Consider the following 21598-nt stretch of genomic DNA (forward strand, 5'->3'; position numbering starts at 1 on the left):
GGTGTCAGCAGCAGAAGAGGGTCAGAGGGTCGGACTCTGACGGCTTCTCTTCTTAACACAGTGTAATGACTTCGATCGATCCTATCGAGGGGTAGCCGTCGGGGATTTTGGGAAAATGGGGGTTCGATCGATCGTCTGGGGAAGCGATCTCGTCTTTTTTTGCTTCGTTGGGGGTGTAGCGAATGGGGGGATCGATCGCACAGGTTAGAAATTCCAAATCCATTCGGTTTTTTCCCTAACGTACTGCTGGAGGCGAGGAAGACGCAGCGACTACAGTACACTGAGGTTAAGGGTTCTTTGTTTTCTTATGACACTTGCCGAACTCAAAGCGACACTTCTGGAGTTAAGTCCTGACGAAAAGCGCGATCTCATTCAGTTTTTGTCCGATAGCTTGACACGGGACGCGGAAGCCGAAGAATCTGTGCCGTTATCGGTGTTTTTTTAACAGTCACCGCTGACTGAGGTAGCCGAAGATCTCGATTTAACACGCGATCGTGTTGCCACGTTGCACCCAACGATAAATCTTTGAAGAAAACTCGTATTTTTAAAAAAACTACACCCATGAAAGTTCAGTCAGTTCAACTCAAATATTTTAAAAAATTTCGCAATTCTCCCATATTGGATTTTACAGATCCCGAAACGGGATTGGCACGAGACCTCATTGTTTTAATCGGAAACAATGGTGCGGGAAAAACTAGTGTTTTACAAGCAATTGCAGCCACGCTAGGAGTCGCGACGGGACGATTGGGAAATGTGACTGAATTAGAATGGCCGGGTTTTTATTACGAACTTTTAGGAGAAAACTGGGGAAGGTTTGCGCCAGAAGTTGAAATGCAAGTCCAATTTTCGTCTACGGAAATTCAGGCAGTTCGCGAATTTCAGGAAAAATTACAGGAGATGGGACGCGATTTACATTCTCCTGCCGCTCAGCATAGGGTGAATCTCCAATGGAAAGATATTAAAGTGCAGGCGAATACTGCGGCGGAATTATTTCAGTTTAAAGGACGAGAATATGCGAAACAACTGGTTCGTTTTGAAGGATTCCAAGTGTTTAAAAAAGTGGGTACGATCCTTTGGTACACCGAACAGAGAACTTCCACGAGCTTGACGCCTGAAAACCCCCAAAACAAGATTGAAATTACTAACGATATTTTGCGAGATAGATTGTCAAAGTGGCGACAATTTCATCAGGATTTAGTAGGCGGAAAAATTCGAGAGCTACGCCCCGGACAGAAGGATTTATATGCCGAGATCGAACAAGCCTATAAAACTGTGTTTCCAGAACGAAGTTTTGAAGGGCCAGTACCGCGAGCTGAAATTGACGATATTTTAAGCGAGCCTTGGTTTTATCTCTATGATGGTAAAAATCAGTATGAAATTTCAGAAATGTCAGGAGGAGAACGGGCAATATTTCCTATATTGATGGATTTTGCAAGTTGGAATATCCACAATTCAGTTATTTTGATTGACGAGTTGGAATTGCACTTACATCCACCCATGCAACAAGCCTTGTTAAGAGCTTTGCCCAAGCTGGGTAAAAACAACCAATTTATCATTACCACTCATTCGGATTATATCGAACAACTTGTCCCAGAATCTCATATTATTCGTCTTGAGGTGTGAGCGTGAGTGTTGTTAGTCGTGGAATTTTTCTTTTTTTGTGAAGGGAAGCAAACTAGCTTGGACTATCGATTACTGTCCAAAATAACGGAAGAAATAGCGGCAGATCGATGCACGATTGTCTCAGCAGGTGGAAAGTTTACCTTTTCTATATTTGCTCAGGGATACTTTTTTCCAGAAGAACCCAAAAATCAGAAATATATTGTTTTTCGAGATCGAGATTTCGATGTCCAACCTACCCCAAACAGTCAATTACTCCATTTGGGCAATAGGAGGAGAAGTCGGAGGGTTATCACCACGTATCGTTCTGGCATCGAAAATTATCTTTTAGATCCGATTTTAATCCATCAATACTGGAGAGAAAAATTTCAAGAAAAACTTGAGACTGCATCGAAATGGGGACATGGAGATTCGCCTGGTATTGAAGCGATCGCCGACTGGATTGAAACGAGTGCAAAAAGCTTAAAGTTCTACCAGGCTGTACGTTGGGCTTTGGGGGATTTATTGCAAACCAGTGCAGCTCGCGAACAACTCAAAACGACTTGGGCAGGTGGCAGTGGTAAACTTCCGGAGTCTTTGACGCTTCAAGACTGCAAAAATAGAGGTTAGAATTGGTCGATCGATTTAGACAGGCGGCGCTTTCAGTAACACCTGAAAATTTCCAACACCGTTTAACTTTTTATCAACACGATTTTAGTCAGGATGAATTTTGGGAAGCAAACCGCTATTTGATTTGGTTCCACGGAAAAGACCTTCAAAAAGAAATGCAGAGACAACGATCGCACTACATTTCTCTGTCGAGTTTTTTTGAATGGGCGATCGATCGACTCGATCTTACTCAACATCCCGATTTGATGGAATTAAAAGCAAGAATAGAAGAGTTGCTGGAGGATTAAGTGGTTTGCCGCCAAATTTCCAATCGATACTTTCCATACCCGATCCCCGGCATCTTGGAGATGCCGGGGATCTAGAGTCATCTATTATTTAATTTTCGTGAATTCACTCGCTTTAAGCGTTGACTTATTTGCCGTTTTATGATAAAAGAAAAAATTTTCGATCGACCGCCCCAGAGATCGCGCCCCAGTCCACCTTTATATCGATCGACTCCTTTATAATGAAAGCAACAATTCTTAATAAAACCCTCGTTTAACACGAACCCTTCAAGAATCCCAACCCCTAACAAGAGTCAGGCCGTGAGTTACGACGTATCCTCCCAACCCGATCGCAACCCTCCCCAAACCGACATTCCCCCCAACAACGACTTTCAACCCATCGAACCCGAACCGCAACCCCCACGATTGGGCGGTTGGCGATCGATCCTCGTCGGGGTTGGCGTGGGAATCGTCCTCGCCACAGTAGGCGGACAGCTTCTCTCAGGGAAACCTTCCGACGCCCCCGCCGAAGCCCAGGAAACTGAAACCGCCCCCACCCAAACTGTTACCGTCGCCCCCGTCACCGCCGAATCCGTCGCGCGGACTCTCACCGCCACGGGAACCGTCCAAGCTTACGATTTGCTGCCGATTTTGCCCCAAATTACCGGATTGCAAATCGTAGACGTGCGGGTGGAGGAAGGCGACAGAGTCGCAGCCGGAGAAGTCCTCGCCCTCCTCGACGATTCCGTGTTGCAAGCCCAGTTAGCCGGGGCGCTGTCTCAAGTCGATTCAGCCACATCGGGAGTCGATCGCGCCGTGGCCGACATCACCCAAGCCGAATCGACGCGCCGCCAAGCCCAAGCCGATCTCGCCCAGGCCAAAACTGGCGTGTTGCAAGCCAAAAGCCGGGTTCTGCAAGCCGAAGCCAACCGCGATCGCGCCAAAGCCGCCATCGCCCAAGCCGAAGCTAACCTCGAACAAGCCCAACGGGAAGTCGATCGCTACAACCGCCTCGCCGCCCAAGGTGCCATCAGCCAACAGGAAGCAGAACTGCGTCAAACGGACGTGCGGACGGCGCGAGAGGAATACAACAAAGCCATCGAAGACTTGCAAGTGGCCGAAGCCGACGTGCAAAGTGCGAAAGCCGACGTCGCCAACGCCGAAGCCAACGTGCAAAGCGCCCAAGCCAGACTCGACAGCGCCATCGCCGGAATCGACGCTTCTCAAGCGGATGTCGGAAACGCCGAAGCTGGGGTGCAGAACAATCGCGCCGTCGTCCAAGAATTGCAAACTCGCATCGCCCAAACCCGCGTTCTCGCGCCGAAAGGCGGAATTATCGCCGAACGCAACGCCCGCGTGGGAGATGTCACCAGTCCCTCGGGACAGTTGTTTACCCTCATCGCCGACGGACAGCTAGAGTTACAGTTAACCGTCCCCGAAACGCAACTTCCGTTAATTCGTCCGGGTTCTCCCGTCACCATCACCTCAGACGCCGACTCTCGCATTAACTTGCGCGGACGAGTTCGAGAGATTTTACCGACGATCGACCCCCAAAGTCGCGAAGCCACCGTCGAAATCGACTTACCCGCCAGCGATTTACTGCGTCCGGGGATGTTCCTAAAAGCGGAGATTACCACCAACACCGTCCAAGGGTTGACGATTCCCGCCCGCGCGATCGTTCCGCAAGCCGACGCCACCGCCCGCGTCTTCCGCCTCAACCCGGATAACACCGTCACCGCCGTAACCGTGGAAGTGGGCGAAGTCCTCGGAAACAGCGAAACCCTCACGGAATCGCGAATCGAAATCCTCAGCGGTTTAAACCCAGGCGATCGCGTCGTTGTCTCTGGTGCAGGATACCTCAAAGACGGCGATTTGGTGGCGATCGTCGATCGCGAACCGTAACCCGATGATGCGACAACCGGATGATGTGATGATGTGAAATCTCCCCATCTCCTCACCTCATCATCCCCTCATCTCCCCATCTCCTCGCCCCCCTCATCTCCAGAAACCATGAGCCTTTCCACCTGGTCTGTCAAACGTCCCGTTCCTACCCTCGTTCTATTTATTATCCTCAGTCTCGTGGGGATGGCCTCGTTTTTCGGCCTCGGAATCGACAACACCCCCAACATCGACGTTCCCGTGGTGCAAATTACCGTCACCCAACCGGGGGCGGGTCCGGCGGAACTGGAATCTCAGGTGACGCAGAAAGTTGAAGACGCCGTCGCCGGATTGGGAAATATCGACGAGTTGCAGTCCACCGTCAACGACGGCGTATCGGTGACAACGATTAACTTCGATTTGGGAACCGATACCGATCGCGCCACCAACGACGTTCGCAACGCCGTTTCGCAAATTCGCCAGGATTTACCCCAGGATATTAACGAACCCATCGTGCAGCGGTTGGAGTTCGCAGGGGGTGCGATTATGAGTTACGCGGTGCGATCGAGCCAACGTTCGGTTGAAGAACTCAGTCAACTGGTCGATCGCAACATTAGCAGCGCCCTCTTGCAAGTATCCGGCGTGGCGCAAATTCAACGCACGGGAGGGGTCGATCGTGAAATTCGCGTGCAACTGAACCCCCAACGCCTCCAAGCATTAGGCATCACCGCCACCCAAGTCAACGACCAAATTCGCGCCTTCAACACCAACCTCTCCGGCGGACGTTCGGAAGCGGGGGGTCAAGAACAAAGCATCCGCACCCTGGGAAGTGCGCCCAGCGTAGAAGACTTGCAACAATATCGCATCGTTCTCCCCAGCGGCGGTTCCGTTCCCCTTTCCAGTTTGGGGAAAGTCGAAGATAGTTTCGCCGATCCCCGACAAATGGCGAAGTTCGCCACCCGCGACGGAGAAGAAAACGTGGTGGCGTTCTCCGTATTGCGGAGTACCGGAACCAGTTTAGTGTCCGTTGAAGAAGGAGTGCGTCAAGAGGTGGAACGACTCACCTCCGGCGTTCTCCCCGACGACATTGCCATCGATCTGATTTTCACCCGCGCCAACGAAATTCGCGATTCCTACCAAGCCTCGATCGATGCCCTCGTCTTTGGCTGTCTCCTCACCACCATCACCGTCGGCTTCTTCCTCCGCGACTGGCGGGCAACCCTGATTACCGGGGTGGCATTACCGCTGTCGATCGTTCCCACCTTCATGGTGATGCAACTGTTGAACTACACCCTCAACGGCATGACCCTGTTGGCGTTAGCGTTGGCGGTGGGGAACCTCGTCGATGACGCCATTTGTATGATCGAGAACATCGACAGCCACCTCAAAATGGGCAAAAAGCCCTTTAACGCGGCGTTAGATGCCGCCAACGAAATCGGTTTAGCTGTCGTCGCCACCACTGCCACCATTGTCGCCGTATTTATGCCCGTGGCGTTCATGGGCGGCGTTCCCGGTCAGTTTTTCCAACCGTTTGGGGTAACGGTGGCGGTGTCCACCATGTTCTCGACGTTGGTGGCCACGACGATGACGCCGATGCTGTCGGCGTATCTCCTCAAACCCAAAGCCTCGGCGATTTGCCAACCAGATAGGATGAATCCCTCGCCGAAACCGGGTCCCTATCGCCGCGTTCTCACCTGGGCGTTACGCAACCGCATCACCACGTTATTAATTGCGGTGGTGTTCTTCATTGGCAGTTTGCAGTTAGTGCCGTATATTCCCAAAGGACTGTTCGTCGAAGGCGACCAGGGGATTAGTACGGTGAACGTGGAACTCCCGCCAGGGGCGACGTTGCAGGAAACGGAGACGGTGAGCGATCGCCTCACGAGTCTTCTCCTCGAACATCCCGCTACAGAAAACGTATTTATAACCCTCGGTAGCGGCGGTTCGGAAAGTCGCGTCAACGAAGCCACGATTACGGCAATTTTGAAACCCAAGGGCGATCGCGAGGTGGACCAGCAACAATATGAAGAACAGATTCGCCCGGATTTTGCGAAAGTTCCCGGCGCACGAATTAGCTTCCAATCCTCGGGGGCTGGCGGTAGCAGTAAAGACCTTTCGATCGTCCTGAAAAGCGACAATCCCGAGGCGTTGATGCAAGCGGCGAACGACCTCGAAAGCCAAATGCGGGAGATTCCCGGTTTGGTGGAAGTCGCATCCAGTGCCAGTTTGGTGAAACCGGAGATTTTGATTAAACCGGATGTGGAACGGGCGGCAGATTTGGGGGTTTCCGTGCAGTCGATCGCCCGAACTGCCAATTTAGCCACTCTCGGAGACATCGAAGCCAACTTAGCCAAATTCGACTTACCCGATCGTCAAATTCCGATTCGCGTGCAAATTGCCGAACCTTACCGCCACGATTTGGATACTTTGCGAACGTTAGAAATTCCCACTCAATCGGGGTCGTTGGTGCCGTTGTCGTCTGTGGCGCAAATTACGTTAGGTAGCGGTCCGGCCCAGATCGATCGATTCGATCGATCGCGTCAAGTGGCGATCGAAGCCAACCTACAGGGCATTTCCCTCGGCGACGCCGTCGAAGCCGTGCAAGCCCTCCCCGCCATGAATCCCTTACCCCCTGGAGTATACCAACAGGCATCGGGCGACGCCAAAATCATGATCGACGTATTCAGTCGTTTCTTAGGAGCGTTAGCGTTTGCAGTGTTGTGTATTTACGCCATTCTGGTGTTGTTATACAACAACTTCCTCTATCCTTTAACGATTTTGGTAGCGTTACCCTTGTCCATCGGCGGAGCGTTATTAGGCTTGTTAATCGCTCAAAAAGAACTGGGCTTATTTGCCCTCATCGGCATCGTCTTATTAATGGGATTAGTGACGAAAAACGCCATTCTCCTCGTCGATTGCGCCTTAGCCAACGAGAAGCAAGGTTTACCGCAATTCAAAGCCATTGTAGAAGCGGGAGTATCGCGATTGCGTCCGATTTTCATGACCGCCATTTCGACGATTGCGGGAATGTTACCCATTGCCTTGGAGTTGGGTGCTGGCGGCGAGGTGCGTTCCCCGATGGCGATTTCGGTCATTGGCGGATTTTCCACTTCGACGATGTTAACGCTGGTGGTGGTTCCGGTGTTGTTTACCTACATCGACAATTTCAACGGTTCGTTTCGAGAAACGCTTTCAGGTGGATTGAAACTTTTCCGTTTACCGAAGTTATTGAGTCGGTAGTTTGTCGCCGTCTTGTTTTCAGGTGGAGTCTGAAGAGGCTCTGCCTGACCTTTTTAGGTTATCGATCGATTGCAATGAACTATCAAGAAAACTGTAAAATTTCAGAGAATCGCGAAGTTGAAATCTATTTTGACATGGCTCAGCAGCTTTATGTAGATGCAGCCGATCGATGCGATGAGATTTACGATATTGCAGAAGATTTAACTCACGGCTTTCAGTTTATAACTGAATCTTGTATTCTGGAAGATAGTCGAATTATTAAAATATTAAGATATTGTACGATTCCTTGCTTAAGTCAAATGAAGTTAGGTCAGCTAGTCGGACTTCGTACAACTGCTAATTATGAACATCAAAAAATTCAAACTAGACTTCAATATTCGCGACTAATAAAACTTGCCCCTGGTATTGCAAATATTATTTCAAACAACCTCGATCGCAACCGTTTTGTGTGGCATAATACTGACCTCGATCGCGAACAACTTCAATTGGCTCGGCATTATGCTAAACAATGGACTTGCTCGTTAATTGGAAATCAAAATTCAATCACAGCTTTCAGGAACTGGAGAAAGGATTTACAAGAAAATCAAATTGCATTAGCCATTTCTCAAGCCGGATACATAGAAGTTGCATCTCGAACAACTATCCGTAAAATTACGGATTTACTGCCCGGACAGTATTCGCGAGAATGTAGGGTTCAAGGACACAACATCCAAAAAGCAGATTTTGCAATCCGTCTCAAAAAAAGCAAAAAGTTAATGCTACTCGAAGCGAAAGCGATTGGCGTTCGCATCGATGCCTTTAAACGAATCAAGGAATGTCGCGACAAAGCGCAAGAGTGGAAAAATTCCTTTGGTGAAAATTTCGTGTTTGGTGCAGTTTTGGCGGGATTCATACCAATTTCAGAGGTTGAATCTTTGATATCCTCGGGTCATATTGTATTCTGGGAACATGGGCTAGAAGAGATCAGTCAGTTTTTGAGCGAATAACATCGATGTCTAATTTTACAGTCGTCAGCCTGTTTTCCGGTGCCGGGGGTTTAGATATCGGCTTAGAACGAGTTGGCTTTACCGTCGTCGGTGCCAACGACGTAGAAGAAGTCTGTTGTCAAACCCTACGAGAAAACCAAAAACAACAACTTCCCATCAAACATAAAAATCGCACATTTCTCGAACATACGAAAATTGTCCCTGGCGATATTACCAAACTCTCAGGACAAGACTTATCGCAAGGACGATCGATCGATCTCGTTGTCGGCGGTCCACCCTGTCAAACCTTTAGCAGTTCTGGAAAAATGCAAAGTGTCCTCGACCCCAGAGGGCAATTATTTCTAGAATTTGTCCGAATCGTAGACGAACTGCAACCCAAATGTTTTCTATTTGAAAATGTCCGAGGACTCGTCACCGCCAAAGACAAAAACGGCATTCCCGGCGGTGTCATTAAAACGATAATCGAATCCTTTGAAGCCATCGGCTACTCCTGTCGCGTCGATTTACTCAACGCAGCAGATTACGGCGCTTTTCAGAGACGAGTTCGCTGTTTTATCATGGGAGTCAAACATGGAACTGCACCATTATTTCCCCCAGCCACGTTTTCCAGAAAAGCAGGGGACGCCGTTCAACTGGATTTACTCCATCAACCCTTAAAACCTTGGAAAAGCCTGGGAGAATTTCTCGAACAATACGCCGATTCCAATTCAGATAACTGGATTCGACCGACACCAGAACTCGCACAAAAGTTAAAAGATATTCCCGAAGGATCTGGCTTGAAAAGTTCGGGAGTTGTGGAATCGACGCGACCCGGCGGACATTGGGGATATCGACAAGGTACCTTTATCGCCGATACCCAACTTCCGGCGAGAACTGTCACGGGTTCGTCATCTCAAGATTGGATTCGCCTCAAAGATGGTTCGTTAAGACGGTTGACGCTTCAGGAAGTCGCACAACTGCAAGGATTTCCCCCTCAATGGAGATTTTGCGGAACGAAAGCGCAACAGTACAAGCAAGTGGGGAACGCTGTTCCCACGATTTTCGGAGAGGTTCTGGGTCAAGAATTCATCCGATATTTGAAAACGGTCGATGAAAGTCTACCACCGCAGAAAATTCCGATGCCGAAAAAGTTTTACGATTATATTGAATATACTAGAAAAGAGAACGATCGCAATCGCGACAGCCGCCAACGCAAGCAGAAAGCTAAAACGGGTTAAAACGAGAACTAGCTGACTTGCTCTCCCTCTCCCAATTCCGACAATCCCGCCTCTTCACTCGATACGGTGGCGGTAGACTCTAACCAATCTTCCAAACTTTCTTTCAACTCCAGTACGTCATCCGCAGAAAATTGAGAAATCAAAGTCTTGATTTCCTCGGAGTTGAGTTGGCTGTTGAAATTAGTATTCATCGATACGAAATAGCTTTCAAGGTTCGGCGATCGACTCGGACACGACTATATCACACCTTGCACGGACGTCAAGAGAACTGACTTTTAAAAAATTCTTAAACTGCAACGCCTTATTCATTCAAACCGAACGCAACTCGCCGATTAGAGTTGGGAGGAATTGGCTAAGGCGACGAATTTTTCTAAGGTTACGATGCGAACATAGGGATGATAGTCGATATACTCTTTTAAGCCGTCACTGACGTAAAATTCGCGTAACGACCAGCCTTCACCGCCTAAGACTAAATAGGCTTTTTGATATCGACCGCTGCTTTGACGCATGCCGTCGAGAAGACAAATTACTTCAAAGGGAACTTTTTGTTCGGCGGTTCCCCCCGATTGTTGCCATTTTAATGAAATTAGAAATTGTTGGCGAGAATGCAGTGAGGTGGCAACGGCATCGATTTTATGGCGGCCTCCTCCCGGTCGAGTTCCGATGATTTTCTGGGTTTCGCAGGCGTATTTTCCCCGGTACAAACTCGGCAAAATCATGCTTTCTAATACTGCCCCGGTTCCCGTATTTCTAGCCATGGATTTCCCCTATCCATTGGGTTGGCTCTGTTGGGTTTCACTTCGTTCTAGCCAACTTACAATAATATCGCAAAATCCGCAAGCTTTTGTTATAAAAATTAAACTCTAAAAGACAGTTGTCGATGTTTCTGTGATTCGGGGAACTTGGGGGGATTTTAACTTACAGCCTTTTGAAGGCTAAAATTTCTTTGGCAGGGGTGCGATCGCCGTTGCAACTAATGAATCGGGGCGCGTCGATCGTTTTAATTTCAAAGCCTAAATTGCGATACAGTTCGACAATTCTCGCAGTGGCTTGGTTGGAGGTGACGACGGGATTCGATCGATCCGCCAGCCAGTTCGCCAAACGTACTTGATCCTCCCAGTCAAAGCCATCTTTGGAATATTGCCGAAAGTCCACGTCGTAAGGGGGATCGGCATAGATGAAATCACTATCTTCAATGTCTAATTCTTCAAAATCAAGGTTTTTAAATTCCCAATTTTCAAATAACTCTTGATAATCTTTGAAGTCAGCTATATAATTAATGGTTTTATACCTTCCAAACGGAACGTTAAACTTTCCCTTTTTGTTAAACCGACACAACCCGTTAAATCCGCTTCGGTTTAAATAATAAAAAATTTCGGCGGCTTCTTTTTGGTGGTAGGCATTTTGTTCGATGAGTTCGTTAAAGCGTTCGCGATGTTGATAGTACACTTCGCTATCGTTGCAAGTGGGAATTTCGAGCTTTAAGCCTTTTTGTACCCAGGTATAAAAGTTAATGAGATGGGGATTAATATCGTTGAGCAAGGCTTGTTGGGGACTTAACCCCAAAGTGACAGCCAGTCCGCCGCAAAACGGCTCGACTAAACGCTTGTCTTGATGGGTTTCCCACCAAGGTTGTAAGTATTTCACTAACCAGCGTTTTCCCCCCGCCCATTTGAGCGGTGGTTTTAAGGATTTAGGATTATTGTACGTTTTTAAAGAAGAGCGAGACATAGGAATTTTAAGATTAAAGTTTAAGTCGTTTTATCGGAAAGGGTCTTGCGGGTTTGTTATCCTAGCACAGAGAAGAAATTTTGAGAATCGTCGAGGTCTAAAAAAAGCGCGATCGCCGCCCTACCATTCTTCCAAAACCTCCACGTCTGGGGGAATCTCCAGTTCTTCCTGTTCCTGTAGCGACTTCCAACCCGGACGCCATTGGCTGCGATTTTTGAGGGTTTTCGCGTTCAGCCAAAACCGGACTTGCGAATCGCAAGAGGCCATCATTTCCGCAAAGACAAATCCGCCTTCGTTTTTACGACTGACCACTTGAAAATGTCGCCAGCCCCAAGTTTTCTGCACCGCCGTCCATTTCGACCCCAACAAATGGGGAAACTTCTGTTTTTTCTTACCCATTTTGAAAAATTAATGCGGTCTGCGGGAGATATACTTGGCGGCCAAAATTCCACCGAGGAAACCGAAGAGATGGCCTTCCCAGGAAATTCCCGGTTGTCCGGGCAAAATGCCCCCAACTAGACCACCGTAGAAAAATCCGACCATGAGCGACAGGGCGATCGATTGAAAACTGCGCTCGAACAAGCCGCGCAACAGCAAAAAGCCCAAATAACCGAATACCACACCGCTGGCGCCGATGTGAATGCCCGGTGCGCCGAACAGCCACACCCCCACCCCGCCGAGTAACATAGCGGCGGCGGTGACGATAAAGAAATCGCGGATTCCCCGCACCATCACCAACCATCCTAAGATGAGAAAGGGGACAGTATTGGAAATCAGGTGGGTGAAATTGCCGTGCAGAAAGGGCATGAACAAAATCCCCCGCAAGGTGTCCGGTTCGCGGGGGTAAATTCCGAAGGCGTTGAGTTGGCCGCCAAATACGAATTGGTCGAGAATTTCCTCAACCCACATCACGGCGACGAATCCGCCGAGAATGACAGCGTGGAGTTTCAGTTCTCGGGCGATCGCCTTAGTGTCTTCTTGACTCATCGATCTGGGCAGGATTGTTTTCTCTTCTCAGCGTAGCAGGTTTGCTCGAGGGCGATCGATCCGCAAGGACGGGACGAAAACGGTACAATCGAGAAAATGCGAACGGTTCTCGATCTGAACCGACAGACACACCTACTGAGGCATCACTATGGAGACGCTCGTACTCACTAAAGAAAACGTCGAAAAAGTCTTAGACGAACTGCGCCCCTATCTGATGGCTGACGGCGGTAACGTCGAACTGATGGACATCGACGGCCCTATCGTCAAACTGCGCCTGCAAGGGGCTTGTGGCTCTTGCCCCAGTTCGGCAATGACGCTGAAAATGGGTATCGAACGCCGCCTGCGGGAGTACATCCCCGAAATCGCCGAAGTCGAACAGGTGATGTAATCGCGTGACTTAATCGCGTTCGTTGCATTGGTCTCGCAACGCGATCGCGTATTGTCAAAGTCGAGGGGTACCCCCTCGGCTTTGTACTATCTATAGCTTCGACGTAACATAAATTTGGGTTCCATCCTTCACAGCAACTCACCGGGATTATGTCACATCCGCTTTACGTCGCGTTTATCTGGCACCAGCACCAACCCCTCTACAAAAGTCGAGCCGCCAGTTCCGCCGATTCGGAACAGTATCGCCTTCCCTGGGTGCGCCTTCACGGAACGAAAGACTATTTAGACCTCGTTCTGTTACTGGAAAAGTATCCCAAGCTGCACCAGACGGTTAACTTAGTCCCGTCGCTGATTTTGCAACTGGAGGATTACGCCGAAGGAAAAGCTCTCGACCCCTATCTTAAGCTGCTGCTGACGCCGACCGACCAGCTCGATCTCAAGGGAAAACACTTCGTTCTCGAGCGGTTTTTCGATGCCAATCACCACACCCTCATCGACCCCCATCCGCGATATCGGGAACTGTTCGAGGAGCGTCACGAGAAGGGGATTGCTTGGTGTTTGGACAACTGGCAAGAGCGGGATTACGGCGACTTGCTGGCGTGGCACAATTTAGCTTGGATCGATCCGCTGTTTTGGGACGACCCGGATATTGCGGGATGGTTGAAAAAAGGACGAGATTTCAGCCTCAGCGATCGACAGCGCATCTTGTCCAAGCAAAAAGAGATTATCTCGCGCATCGTGCCGCAACACCGCAAGATGCAGGAGGCGGGACAGCTCGAAGTCACCACCACACCTTACACTCACCCGATTTTACCGCTGTTGGCGGATACGAATTCCGGTCGGGTGGCGGTGCCGGAGATGGAACTTCCCAAAAATCGCTTTTTGTGGAAAGAAGACATTCCGCGACATTTACATAAAGCTTGGAAACTCTATTGCGATCGATTCGGACGGGAACCTCGCGGCTTGTGGCCTTCCGAACAATCGGTGAGTCCCGAGATTTTGTACGATGTGGCCAAACAAGGCTTTAACTGGCTGTGTTCGGACGAAGCGGTTCTCGGTTGGACGAAGAAACATTTCTTCCACCGCGACAGTAACGGAAATGTTTTTGAGCCAGAGTTGTTGTATCGTCCCTATCGCCTGAAAACCGATGCGGGAGATTTGGCGATCGTGTTCCGCGATCACCGTTTGTCCGACCTCATCGGCTTTACTTACGGGTCGATGGCCCCGAAGGAAGCGGCTGCGGATTTGGTGGGACACCTCGAAGCCATCGGTCGATCGCTCAAACACCGACAAGAAGGCGATGGTTTAGAGCGTCCCTGGCTCGTCACCATCGCCCTCGACGGCGAAAACTGCTGGGAGTTTTACAAAGAAGACGGAAAACCCTTCCTCGAATCCCTGTACCAGATTCTCAGTCACCATCACGGGATCGAACTGGTGACAGTCTCGGACTTTATCGATCGATTCCCCCCCACCGAAACCCTCCCGAGCGATCGACTGCACAGCGGCTCTTGGGTCGATGGAAGTTTCACCACTTGGATTGGCGACCCCATCAAAAACAAAGCCTGGGATATGCTGACGCGAGCGCGTCAAACCCTGGCCAACCATCCCGAAGCCACCGAGGAAAACAACCCAGAAGCCTGGGAAGCTCTCTACGCCGCCGAAGGCTCCGATTGGTTCTGGTGGTTCGGCGAAGGTCATTCCTCCGAACAGGACGCCATTTTCGATCGACTGTTCCGCGAACACCTCGGCGCCCTCTACCACGCCCTCAACGAACCCATTCCCGACGACGTGCGCTATCCCCTGGAAGCCCACGAGAAAAAAGGCGATATGCGCCCGCAAAGTTTCATCCATCCCGTCATCGACGGCGTGGGAGACGAGCAGGATTGGGACCACGCCGGACGTATCGACGTGGGCGGCTCGCGGGGAACCATGCACCGCAGCAGTCCCGTACAGCGGTTGTGGTATGGATTAGACCACTTAAACTTCTATCTCCGCTTGGACTTCAAGCGAGGCGTGGAACCGGGGAAAGATTGTCCCTCAGAGTTGCATCTGTTGTGGTACTATCCCCAGCGCCCCATGTACACCAGTCCCGCGCCGTTGCGGGATTTACCGGACGCGCCGCCGCTGAACTATCGCTTCGCCACTCATTTGGAAGTGAATTTAATCAGTCAGTCGTACCAAATGAATCAGTCCATCGAACACGATGGCTGGCGTACCAGTAAAAGCCGCGTCAAAGTGGCCGTGAACAAATGTTTGGAAATCGCCGTTCCCTGGGTGGACTTACCCACCGAGCCGGATTGGAACCTGCATTTGGTGGCGGTTCTCGCTGAAGACGAGCGGTTCCAAGATTACATTCCCGAAAACGGTTTGATTCCGATGGTGATGCCGTAATCCAAGGGAACAGGAAACAGACGGGTAGGGTGCGTGACTTGAAAAATCGGGTGTCGCAATGAGACCAAGAAATCGTCACGCACCACCAATGTACACCGTCTATGATTCTTTAGCAGCGACTTCTTTGGTTTCTGATTCTGCTTGGGCTTCGGATTCCTCTTTCTCCGCTCGTTCGGCGGCCAGATCTTCCATCGTGCGCGGGGGAAGTCCGTAGATGCTGCGATAGAGGTTGTCGTAGTCTAACGCCGATCGATCCCAACTGAAATCTTGACGCATTCCCCGCTGTTGCAGGGTTTGCCAGCGATCCTTGTAGCGGAAGCCTTCCCAGGCTCGCACCAGACAGGTGTACAAGTCTAGAGGTTCGTATCGATCGAAACAGAATCCCGTCCCCTGTTCGCCCATAGGATCGTGGTGAGATACCGTATCGACTAATCCCCCAGTGCGGCGGACGATGGGAACGCAACCATAGCGCATCGCTAACATTTGACTGATACCGCAAGGCTCGAAACGACTCGGCATCATAAAGGCGTCGCTTCCGGCGTAGATGCGACGGGCGAGACTGTCGTTATAGAGTAAGTAACTGGCCATGCGCCCCGGATAGCGGGTGCTGAGTTGCCATATTTGCGTCTCGTAGTACCGTTCGCCAGTTCCCAGCAACACGAACTGACAATCGGTGTACGCCATGAATCGATCGAGAATTTGCAGCAGTAAATCGATGCCTTTTTGTTCGACGAGTCGCGTCACCATACCGATGAGGAAGGTGTCGGCGTTGACTTCCAAGCCGAGTTCTTCTTGCAGGGCGACTTTGTTGGCTTTGCGATCTTCGATGGTGTCGGCGGTGAAGTTCTGCACCAAATGGGGATCGGTTTCGGGATCGTAGCTTTCCGTGTCGATACCGTTGAGAATCCCGCTGAGTTTGCCGCTGATGAAGGAGAGCAATCCTTCGATTTTCTCTCCGTACTCCACCGTTTGGATTTGCTGGGCGTAGGTGGGAGAGACTGTGTTGACGCGATTGGCGAACTGAACTGCCGCTGCCATCGTGTTGTGGCCTTGCATATACCAAGGACACCAGGTAATTCGATCGAGATACCAACGCCAGGGTCCTTGATAGGCCAAGTTATGAATCGTAAACACGGTGGTAATGTCCGGCGACTGGTTCATCCAGACGGGAATCATCCCGGTGTGCCAGTCGTGACAGTGAATGATGTCCGGTTTCCAATAGTTCCAGCAAAATTCTGCCGCTCCGTTAGCGAAGAGGGTGAACCGCCAGTCTTCATCGTCTCCGTAGTAGACGCGACGGGGCATGAACGAAGGATGTCCGAACAGGTAAAGCGGAACGTCGCTTTTCGGAAGTGTCGTTTCGTAGACAGCGAAGGACTGAAACATGGCATTTCCCCACCAAATCGGGTCTTGGGGAATTTCCATTTTGTCGGGCAAAAAGCCGTAGTAGGGCATAAAGACGCGAACGTCATGTCCTAATTTCCGGAGGTATTTGGGCAATGCGCCCACAACATCGCCCATTCCGCCGACTTTGGCTAGGGGGGCTGCTTCTGCCGCGACAAATAGAATTCGCATTATTGACCTCTTTTTTAACCTCTTCGTTGACGCGATCGGTAGCGTTACTCTGTTTGCTTGCAACAGTAACAGATTTTTACCCAAACGATACATTTCTTTGCAATTTGCTTGAATCCGGCGATTGTCCGATTCTGTCTGGGTTGATTCCCCCATCTATCTCGATCGAACGAGAATACAGTCTTTCTTTTGGTAGACGTGGGTTTGTGGTGGGTTTTTTAGAGTGAGGGTGTGGGGTCTGTAGAAAGGTGCGATCGTTAAGTCAGCCCTTGCGATCGCATCTTTCCCTACCTTTATCCCCACGACGGAACGAGGTGTTCTCGCTTCAATCAGTCTCGTCCTCCTCCCAACAAGCTTGATGTTGACTCGACGATCGAACGAACCATGAAATCTCTAAAAACCTTTCCACTGGCGGCAACGGTCGTTACCGTATTGACCGTGACCGGATGTCAGCGATCGACCCCCGAAACCGACAGTCCCGACGCCGTTACCACCAACAGCACCGTCAGCGATCTGTCCGACGCTGCGGCCAACGACAGTGAAATTACCAACGCCATCGAAGTCGAGTATCGCGTCGCCCGCGGCCTGACCGCTTCCGATATTCTCGTGGAAACGGACGAAGGAATCGTCACCCTCTCAGGAACCGTGGACAACCTACTGGCGTTCGATCGCGCCAAACGCATCGCTGAAATGACTAAAGGGGTTCGCGCCGTCGTCAACAACATCGAAGTGCAACCCCCCGAAATCAGCAACGACGCACTCGTGTCAGACGTGCAAGCTGCCCTGAGAGCCGATCCCGCCACGGAAGCCTGGGAAATCACCGTAGACGTCGAAGACGGTACCGCCATGTTGGGGGGAACCGTGGAATCCTGGCAAGAAAAACAGCTCGTTTCCCGCGTCGTCAAAGGCGTTGAAGGCTTAACGGACATCGAGAACAACGTCCGCATCGACCCCGCCGACACCCGCGCCGCTGGTGAAATTGCCGAAGAAGTCAGACAGGCGTTGCAATGGGACGTTCGCATCGATAGCGGTTCGATCGACGTATCGGTGGAAAACGGCGATCGCGTCGTCCTCAGCGGTGCCGTGGGCAGTGCCTTTGAAAAATCCCTCGCCGAAGCCAAAGCCTACGTGGCCGGCGTCGACGCCGTGGATATCGAACAACTGCAAGTGGAAGCCTGGGCGCGAGACACCATGACCCGGGACTCTACGTTTACCAACGCCACCGACAGCGAAATCGAAGCGGCCATCGACGACGCCTTACTTTACGATCCTCGCGTCTCTTCCTTTAACATCGCCGTGGCCGTCGATAACGGCGTCGCCACCCTCGCCGGAACCGTAGACAACCTCAAAGCTAAACGCGCCGCCGCCCAAGATGCCAGCAATACGATGGGCATTTGGCAAGTGGAAAACAATATCAACGTCGAACCGGAAGCGCGTCCGGCAGATTCTGAAATTTCGCAAAATATCAAAGCCTCGTTGCGCCGCGATCCCTATCTGGAAGCGGAGGATGTTGAAATATCGGTCAGCGATGGTATTGTCACCCTCAACGGCGTCGTCGATTCCTATTTCGAGAAGTGGGAAGCGGGGGATTTAGCTGCGTTGTCTGAAGGCGTCGTCTCGGTAATTAACGACATTGAAGTCGATTACGAACTCCTCAGTTACGATACCTATTTTTACGATTGGAATCCGATTTTGATGGATTACGATGTGGCGATCGTCACCAAGTCCGATCCCGAACTGGTCGAGGATATCGAAAATCAAATGATTTGGTCGCCGATGGTGGAATATCAAGATGTCGAAGTCTCTGCAAACAACGGCATCGTCATGCTAACCGGACAAGTAGACAGCCAGTTTGAAAAGATGCAAGCGACAGAAGAAGCCTACGAAGCTGGGGCGAAAGAGGTTATCAATAATCTCGAAATTCCCGGGAATAATTAATTTAAAAAACAGATTAAACTAGGCTTTAAGTCTTGACTATTGCCACAGAAATTCGGAGGATACAAAGACAGAAATACGGAACTGATACCAATTATTTTTGTCCCCAAACTGCTCTGTTTTCTCTGTATTTCTGTGGTATTAAAACCATAAAATAAATATAAAAATGAGAGCTAAAAAAGCAATCAAATTGACTAATTTTGAATTTATTTCTGACTCTTCTATTGTATTTTCTATTCCAACCAAAACCCAATCGATCGATTTAACCATGACGAACCCAAATCCCTATATCCGCAAATTCCAAACGCTCGATTCTAACGATGTGTCGATCGTCGGCGGGAAAAACGCTTCCCTCGGCGAAATGATTCAAACCCTGCAAGAACGGGGAATTCGCGTTCCCGACGGTTTCGCTACCACCGCCGACGCCTATCGACGGTTTCTCGACGCCAACGATTTGGTCGATCAAATCCAAGGGGAACTCGACAAATTACACGAGGAACGCAAACCCCTCGACAAAGTCGGAAAAGCCATCCGCCGACTGTTTTGCAACGCGGAATTCCCCGACGATATCGAGACAGAAATATGCAAAGCTTATCACGAACTCAGCCAACAGTACAATACCGAGGAAGTGGACGTAGCCGCCCGTAGTAGCGCCACCGCCGAAGACCTTCCCGAAGCCAGTTTTGCCGGACAACAAGAGACGTTTCTCAACTTAACGGGAGACGACGAAGTTCTCGACGCCTGTCGTAAATGTTACGCTTCGCTATTTACCGATCGCGCCATCAGTTACCGGGAAACTCAGGGCTTCGACCACATGAAAGTTGCTTTATCGGTAGGCGTCCAAAAAATGGTGCGATCGGATAAAGCTTCGGCAGGCGTGGCGTTTTCCCTCGATACCGATACCGGATTTCCCCATGTCGTCCTCATCGATGGCGCTTGGGGACTCGGAGAAAACGTCGTCAGCGGAAGCGTCACGCCGGACGAGTTTCGCGTTTTTAAACCGTTGTTAGACGATCCGAATTTAAAACCCATTTTAGAGAAAAAACGGGGAACAAAAGAACGAAAACTGATTTACGCCAAAGGTGGCTCTCAAACCACGCGAAACATCGAAACCACGAAATCGGAACGCGATCGCTTCGTTCTCGAGGACGAGGAAATTGTCGAACTGGCGCGGTGGGTGAAGTCCATCGAATCTCACTACGACAAACCGATGGATATTGAATGGGCGAAAGACGGCGAAACGGACGAGTTATATATCGTTCAGGCGCGTCCGGAAACCGTCCAATCGCAGAAAGCAGCGGAATCCCTCAAAACCTATCAGTTGAAGGAAGATGGCGAAACCCTGTTGTCTGGGGTGAGTATCGGCGACGCCATCGCCGCCGGGAAAGTTTGCTGTATTCAAGAGGCTGAGGAGATCGATCGCTTTGAAGACGACTCGATTCTCGTCACCGGAATGACCGATCCCGACTGGGTTCCGGTGATGAAACATGCTAAAGCCATTGTCACCGATCGCGGCGGACGCACCTGTCACGCCGCCATCGTCAGTCGCGAGTTGGGAATTCCGGCGATCGTGGGAACGGGAAACGCCACGGACCGCCTCGACGACGGACGGGAAATTACCACCTCTTGCGCGGAGGGCGATCGCGGCTACATTTACGAGGGATGTCTCGATTTTGAGGCGGAGGAAGTCGATCTCGACGAGATTCCCCAGACGGAAACTCAAATTATGACGAACATCGCCTCTCCCGACGCGGCGTTTCGCTGGTGGAAACTCCCCACGGAAGGCATCGGTTTGGCGAGGATGGAATTTATCGTCAATAACATCGTGAAAATTCACCCGATGGCGTTGGTGAAGTTCGACGAGTTGGAAGACGAAGCGGCGCGGAAGCAAATTGAAGAACTGACCCGGGGATACCCGGACAAAACTGAGTATTTCGTGGAACGTTTGGCGCGGGGAATTGCTAAAATTGCGGCCGCGCAATATCCCCATCCTGCGATCGTCCGTATGAGCGATTTTAAAACCAACGAATACGCCGATTTAATCGGCGGGGCGCAGTTTGAACCGGAGGAAGCCAATCCCATGTTGGGATTTCGCGGCGCGTCTCGGTATTACAGCGATCGATACCGGGAAGGGTTCGCTTTAGAATGTCGCGCCATCGAACGAGTGCGCGAATCTATCGGTTTAGATAACGTGCTGGTGATGATTCCCTTTTGTCGGACTCCAGAAGAAGCCGATCGCGTGTTGGAGGTGATGGCAGAAAACGGTTTGAAACGGGGCGAAAAGGGATTGCAAGTCTATGTTATGTGCGAGATTCCCGCGAACGTGGAACTGGCGGACGAATTTTGCCAGCGATTCGACGGTTTTTCCATTGGAAGTAACGATTTGACGCAGTTGGTGTTGGGGGTCGATCGCGATTCTTCGGAATTGGCGCATTTGTTCGACGAACGCCATCCCGCCGTTAAACGTAACGTGCGACGCCTGATTGAAACCGCCCATCAGTTCGATCGAAAAGTGGGAATTTGCGGACAAGCCCCCAGCGACTATCCGGATTTTGCCGCGTTTCTCGTCAGTGTCGGAATCGATTCGATTTCCCTCAATCCTGACAGTGTGGTGGCGGTGAAACAGCGCGTCGCCCGCATGGAAAAACAGCGTTAATGGGGAAACCTATTTTATCGAAAAGATGGGTGTTTTCGGTTGCGTCGATCGAGCCGGTCAATGTCGGGATATTAGTGGTGCAGAAAAGTCCTGAAACCCTTGTTAGAAAAGATATCGCCGTATTAA

The 21598-nt window shown here is 50.5% G+C and carries 19 protein-coding genes; 12 read left to right on the forward strand and 7 right to left on the reverse strand.

Annotation, left to right across the window (positions count from 1 at the left end):
• Positions 1-52: 52 nt before the first annotated feature.
• Positions 53-223 (reverse strand): hypothetical protein, encoded by a 171-nt coding sequence (locus tag ACP5D4_RS05455; RefSeq protein ID WP_428010617.1) that lies wholly within the window; start codon positions 221-223, stop codon positions 53-55.
• Positions 224-307: 84 nt separating this feature from the next.
• Here ACP5D4_RS05455 and ACP5D4_RS05460 point away from each other — a divergent pair, with 84 nt between their 5' ends.
• The 8 genes from ACP5D4_RS05460 to ACP5D4_RS05495 all read left to right on the forward strand — a co-directional run bounded on the left by ACP5D4_RS05460 (position 308) and on the right by ACP5D4_RS05495 (position 9813).
• Positions 308-445: a hypothetical protein gene (locus ACP5D4_RS05460; protein WP_428010618.1), complete on the forward strand. Its 138-nt coding sequence runs from the start codon at positions 308-310 to the stop codon at positions 443-445.
• Positions 446-525: 80 nt separating this feature from the next.
• The gene (locus ACP5D4_RS05465) at positions 526-1623 is read left to right on the forward strand and encodes an AAA family ATPase (RefSeq protein ID WP_428010619.1); all 1098 of its coding nucleotides are present in this window, start codon (positions 526-528) and stop codon (positions 1621-1623) included.
• A gap of 6 nt (positions 1624-1629) precedes the next feature.
• Entirely contained in the window at positions 1630-2229 is a 600-nt protein-coding gene (locus tag ACP5D4_RS05470) for a hypothetical protein (RefSeq protein ID WP_428010620.1), read from the forward strand.
• Between the two features lie 2 nt (positions 2230-2231).
• Complete coding sequence (locus tag ACP5D4_RS05475) at positions 2232-2516, forward strand: hypothetical protein (protein WP_428010621.1); 285 nt, start codon at positions 2232-2234, stop codon at positions 2514-2516.
• A 297-nt stretch (positions 2517-2813) separates the two neighbouring features.
• Positions 2814-4394, forward strand: a complete 1581-nt coding sequence (locus ACP5D4_RS05480; RefSeq protein WP_428010622.1) for an efflux RND transporter periplasmic adaptor subunit — start codon at positions 2814-2816, stop codon at positions 4392-4394.
• A gap of 108 nt (positions 4395-4502) precedes the next feature.
• Positions 4503-7610, forward strand: a complete 3108-nt coding sequence (locus ACP5D4_RS05485; protein ID WP_428010623.1) for an efflux RND transporter permease subunit — start codon at positions 4503-4505, stop codon at positions 7608-7610.
• Between the two features lie 74 nt (positions 7611-7684).
• Positions 7685-8596, forward strand: coding sequence for a XamI family restriction endonuclease (locus ACP5D4_RS05490; protein WP_074170972.1), 912 nt, complete (start codon positions 7685-7687; stop codon positions 8594-8596).
• A 5-nt stretch (positions 8597-8601) separates the two neighbouring features.
• Positions 8602-9813, forward strand: a complete 1212-nt coding sequence (locus ACP5D4_RS05495; protein WP_428010624.1) for a DNA cytosine methyltransferase — start codon at positions 8602-8604, stop codon at positions 9811-9813.
• A gap of 8 nt (positions 9814-9821) precedes the next feature.
• Here ACP5D4_RS05495 and ACP5D4_RS05500 read toward each other — a convergent pair whose 3' ends face one another.
• From ACP5D4_RS05500 to ACP5D4_RS05520, 5 genes are all read right to left on the reverse strand, one after another.
• On the reverse strand, positions 9822-10004 hold the full coding sequence (locus tag ACP5D4_RS05500; protein WP_428010625.1) for a hypothetical protein: 183 nt from the start codon (positions 10002-10004) through the stop codon (positions 9822-9824).
• 141 nt (positions 10005-10145) lie between these two features.
• Positions 10146-10571, reverse strand: coding sequence for a PD-(D/E)XK nuclease superfamily protein (locus ACP5D4_RS05505; RefSeq protein WP_428010626.1), 426 nt, complete (start codon positions 10569-10571; stop codon positions 10146-10148).
• A gap of 160 nt (positions 10572-10731) precedes the next feature.
• Positions 10732-11544 (reverse strand): DNA adenine methylase, encoded by an 813-nt coding sequence (locus tag ACP5D4_RS05510; protein ID WP_428010627.1) that lies wholly within the window; start codon positions 11542-11544, stop codon positions 10732-10734.
• 120 nt (positions 11545-11664) lie between these two features.
• Positions 11665-11943: a TIGR02450 family Trp-rich protein gene (locus ACP5D4_RS05515; protein ID WP_428010628.1), complete on the reverse strand. Its 279-nt coding sequence runs from the start codon at positions 11941-11943 to the stop codon at positions 11665-11667.
• 9 nt (positions 11944-11952) lie between these two features.
• Positions 11953-12531, reverse strand: coding sequence for a rhomboid family intramembrane serine protease (locus ACP5D4_RS05520; protein ID WP_428010629.1), 579 nt, complete (start codon positions 12529-12531; stop codon positions 11953-11955).
• Positions 12532-12679: 148 nt separating this feature from the next.
• On the opposite strand from ACP5D4_RS05520, the gene ACP5D4_RS05525 reads away from it, so the two are divergent.
• Positions 12680-12919 (forward strand): NifU family protein, encoded by a 240-nt coding sequence (locus tag ACP5D4_RS05525; protein WP_428010630.1) that lies wholly within the window; start codon positions 12680-12682, stop codon positions 12917-12919.
• A 149-nt stretch (positions 12920-13068) separates the two neighbouring features.
• A complete protein-coding gene (locus ACP5D4_RS05530; protein ID WP_428010631.1) occupies positions 13069-15309 on the forward strand; it encodes a glycoside hydrolase in 2241 nt (746 codons plus the stop codon).
• A 99-nt stretch (positions 15310-15408) separates the two neighbouring features.
• On the opposite strand, the gene glgA is transcribed toward ACP5D4_RS05530, so the two are convergent.
• Positions 15409-16884: a glycogen synthase GlgA gene (glgA, locus tag ACP5D4_RS05535; RefSeq protein ID WP_428010632.1), complete on the reverse strand. Its 1476-nt coding sequence runs from the start codon at positions 16882-16884 to the stop codon at positions 15409-15411.
• A gap of 381 nt (positions 16885-17265) precedes the next feature.
• Between glgA and ACP5D4_RS05540 the strand changes: the two genes are divergently transcribed.
• Both ACP5D4_RS05540 and ppsA read left to right on the forward strand, forming a co-directional pair.
• On the forward strand, positions 17266-18819 hold the full coding sequence (locus tag ACP5D4_RS05540; RefSeq protein WP_428010633.1) for a BON domain-containing protein: 1554 nt from the start codon (positions 17266-17268) through the stop codon (positions 18817-18819).
• A gap of 265 nt (positions 18820-19084) precedes the next feature.
• Complete coding sequence (ppsA, locus tag ACP5D4_RS05545) at positions 19085-21472, forward strand: phosphoenolpyruvate synthase (RefSeq protein ID WP_428010634.1); 2388 nt, start codon at positions 19085-19087, stop codon at positions 21470-21472.
• Positions 21473-21598: the final 126 nt, after the last annotated feature.

The organism is Baaleninema sp., from assembly GCF_049974805.1.
Lineage (GTDB): Bacteria > Cyanobacteriota > Cyanobacteriia > Cyanobacteriales > Geitlerinemataceae > Baaleninema.